The 3503-nt window shown below is 69.9% G+C and carries 2 protein-coding genes; both read left to right on the top strand.

What is annotated here, in order from left to right:
* Nucleotides 1-91 precede the first annotated feature (91 nt).
* Nucleotides 92-1501: a UDP-N-acetylmuramate--L-alanine ligase gene (gene murC / locus ACFV04_RS43550; RefSeq protein ID WP_380536624.1), complete on the top strand. Its 1410-nt coding sequence runs from the start codon at nt 92-94 to the stop codon at nt 1499-1501.
* Nucleotides 1502-1640: 139 nt separating this feature from the next.
* On the top strand, nt 1641-3101 hold the full coding sequence (locus ACFV04_RS43545) for a UDP-N-acetylmuramoyl-L-alanyl-D-glutamate--2,6-diaminopimelate ligase (protein WP_380536622.1): 1461 nt from the start codon (nt 1641-1643) through the stop codon (nt 3099-3101).
* Nucleotides 3102-3503: the final 402 nt, after the last annotated feature.

Genomic DNA, 3503 nt, shown 5'->3' with positions numbered 1-3503 from the left:
GCGCTGGTGCCCCGCGCCGGAAAGGGGCCCCACCAACCCCGACCGCCAACCAGGCGGCCACCCCTCCCGGCCACCCACCAGGGAGAAACACATGATCAACCTTGAAGCGCTGGACAAGGACCGTCCGATCTACTTCGTCGGCATCGGCGGTGTGGGCATGAGCAGCCTGGCGTTCCTGCTCGGGGAGCAGGGTTACACCGTGATCGGCTCCGACTCGGCCGAGAGCGGCAACGTCAAGGCCCTGCGCAACGCGGGCATCGAGGTGACCATCGGCCACGACCCGTCCAACGTCCGGGTCGGTACCTCGGTGATCGTCGCATCGCTCGCCGCCGTCGGCCTGACCAACCCGGAGGTCCTGCGGGGCCGCGAGATCGGGATCCGCGTCGCGGACCGGGCCCACCTCCTGGGGTCGGTGATGGCACAGTACGAGGAGTCCATCGCCGTCTCCGGAACGGCCGGCAAGACCACCACGACCACGCTCTTCGACCGAGTGCTCACCGGCGTCGGTCTCGACCCGACGACCGTGGTGGGCAGCCCCACGACCCCGGACAGCCCGAACTACCGCAACGGCCGCGGTAAGTACGTCGTCGCCGAGGCGTGCGAGTACTACCGGGCCTTCCACCACATCCGGCCCGGGACGGCCGTCGTCCTCAACATGGTGCCCGGCGACCACGGCGACTACTTCCCGGACCCGGAGGACATGTACGACGCCTTCGACACCTTCATCGGCAACATCCGCCAGGGCGGCCTGCTCGTCACCTCGGCGGACCAGCCCCGGACCCGCAACCTGGGCCAGGGCCGCGACCTGCGACGCGTGACCTTCGGGTTCTCCCCGGAGGCCGATTACCAGGCGGTCATCCTCGGCTGGGACGGCGGGCGCGCCCGCTTCGCGGTCCTGTACCGGGGCGAGTCGCTCGGGGAGATCGCCTCGGGCCTGCTGGGCAAGCACAACGTCACCAACACCCTGGCCGTGATCGCCACAGGCCACCAGCACGGTCTGACGCTCGACGATATGCGCGAGCCGATCGAGTCGTTCACCGGCGCACCCCGCCGCCTGCAGTTCCAGGGCAAGCGCTACGGGGTGAACGTCTGGGACGACCTGGCCTGCACCCCCGAGGAGATGCAGGCCACGATGTCCGCGCTCCGAGGCGCGGCGGGCACCGGGCGTATCACCGTCGTCCTGCGCCCGAACAGCTACAGCCGAGTGCGGGACCTGCTCCAGCACTACCCCGACGCCTTCACCCGCGACGACCGGATCGTGCTCACCGGAATCTTCCGCGGGCGGGACAAGGACACCTTCGGGATGACTCCGAAGCACGTCCTGAAGGTGCTGCGTATGGCCGGGCTCGACGTGCAGTACGTCCCGGACGTGAAGGAGGCCCCCAACACGGAGAGCATCCTGGGCGCGCTGCACGGGATGCGGGAGGGAGACACCCTGATCACCGTGGGCCCGAACGACATCGCCCCCATCGGTCGGGCCTGGCTCGGATCCCAGGCCTGACCCCGGGTGGGTAGGCACCCGGCCGGGTGCCTACCCACCCAGCACCGGTCACACGAACTGAGAGGCTGCCAGTGAGGGGTGGGCGTGCGCCTGCGGCGCCCGCCCGCCCCGCCAGCTTCTGTTCACATCGGAGAACCACGTGAAACTGATCGATGCACTGGCCGGCCTCGACCACACGACCCTGCAGGGGGACCCGCAGGTCGACATCACCGGCGGCATCACCACCGACTCGCGTAGCGCCGGACCGGGCCGGTTGTTCATCGCCCTGCCCGGCCGCCGGACCGATGGCCACCAACACCTCGGCCAGGCCGTCGCGAACGGGGCGTCCGCTCTCCTGGTCGACCGGGCGGACCTCGAACTGCCGCCCGGCGTCTGCGCGGTCCGCGTTGCCGACACCTGGGAAGCCGCCGCAGCCGTCGCCTCCCGCTACTTCGGCGAACCCGGCCGTGAACTGGACGTGGTCGCGATCACCGGGACCAACGGGAAGACCTCGGTCGCGTTCGCGATCGAGGCCCTCCTGCACGCCGCCACGGGCACGCGCGTCGGGGTGATCGGCACCGGAGGCCACCGGATCGGCGACGAACCGGTCGACATCGCCACCACCACCCCGACCACCCCCCAGGCCGTCGACCTCCAGCACCTGCTTCGCGAGATGCGTGAGCGCGGAGCCGGCACCGTCGTCATGGAGGCGTCCTCCATGGCCCTGGCCCAGCACCGGGTGGCACACACCTTCACTGACGTCGGCGTGTTCACCAACCTCACTCCGGACCACCTGGACGACCACGGCAGCATGGCCGCGTACAAGGACGCCAAGCTCAGGCTCTTCCGCGGCATCGCACGCTCCGCGGTGGTCAACACGGACGACCCGGTGGGCCGTGAGATCGCCGCCGTGACGGCCGGCGCCGTCACGTACGGACTCGACGACCCGGCCGCCGACTACCGCGCGACGGACGTGACCGTCACGGCCGACGGCACGTCGTTCACCCTCCACCACGCCGGCCTGGAGCACCCCGTGAAGTTGCCCGTCCCCGGCCGTTTCGCCGTCGCCAACGCCCTGGCGGCCGTGGCGACCTGTGCCGTCCTGGGACACGACCCCGCATCCCTGGCCCGCGCCCTCGACGGCCTACCCACGGCCCCGGGAAGGTTCCAGACTCTCCGGACCCGCCGCGGCGCGACCGTCATCGTGGACTACGCACACTCCCCCGACGCGCTGGAGAGCGTCCTGTCCACCGTCCGGGGGTTCGCAACCAGTCGTGTGATCACGGTCTTCGGCTGCGGTGGTGACCGGGACCCAGGCAAGCGAGCGCCGATGGGCGAGATCGCCGGACGCTACTCGGATCTGTGCGTCCTCACCTCGGACAACCCACGCAGCGAGAACCCCGAGGAGATCATCGACCAGATCACCCGGGGGATCATCCCTACCGGTACCCCCTTCGACCGGATCACCGATCGCAGGCAGGCCATCGGACACGCCCTGGCTACAGCCTCGCACGGAGACATCGTCCTGATCGCGGGGAAGGGATCGGAGAGCTACCAGATCATCGGGGCCCAGACCCTACCGTTCGACGACATCGAGGCCGTGCGCGAACTGGACCGCTGAGCCATACCCACTGCCCTGGCGATGGATGTCTTCGGGCCGGTCCCCACCATCGTGCAGGCCGCAACGGCACGGCCCAAGTACGCCACTGCTGCACAGCCGGGGGTGGAAACGCCGTTCCCCCCACCGCCTGTACCCGTTGTCGCCTGCTGCTGCTGTGCAGCTGGTGGGGGGCTTTCTGCAGCCTTTGTCGGATCGGCTTGTCGGGTGCGTGGTGTCGTGTCCGGGTCTTGTCAGTGGTGAAGAGGGGTCCTGGTGGGTGTCCGGGTGGTGTGACCTGGTTTGTCGGATGGGTTGGTGGTTCCCCTTTCCGGCTCGGGCAGCCTGCGCCGGGCGTGCTGGGGGGCGCAACCGGGCGGCTTTTCCCGGGCGGCGAAGATCTTCCGCCTGTTTCCGCGCCCGGGG

Source organism: Kitasatospora sp. NPDC059599, from assembly GCF_042735125.1.
GTDB lineage: Bacteria > Actinomycetota > Actinomycetes > Streptomycetales > Streptomycetaceae > Kitasatospora.
This window is presented reverse-complemented; position numbering and strand designations above follow the sequence as displayed.

Bases quoted from the DNA above. Each gene is read 5' to 3' on its own strand.
- murC (WP_380536624.1), top strand. From the start codon at position 92: ATGATCAACCTTGAAGCGCTGGACAAGGACCGTCCGATCTACTTCGTC.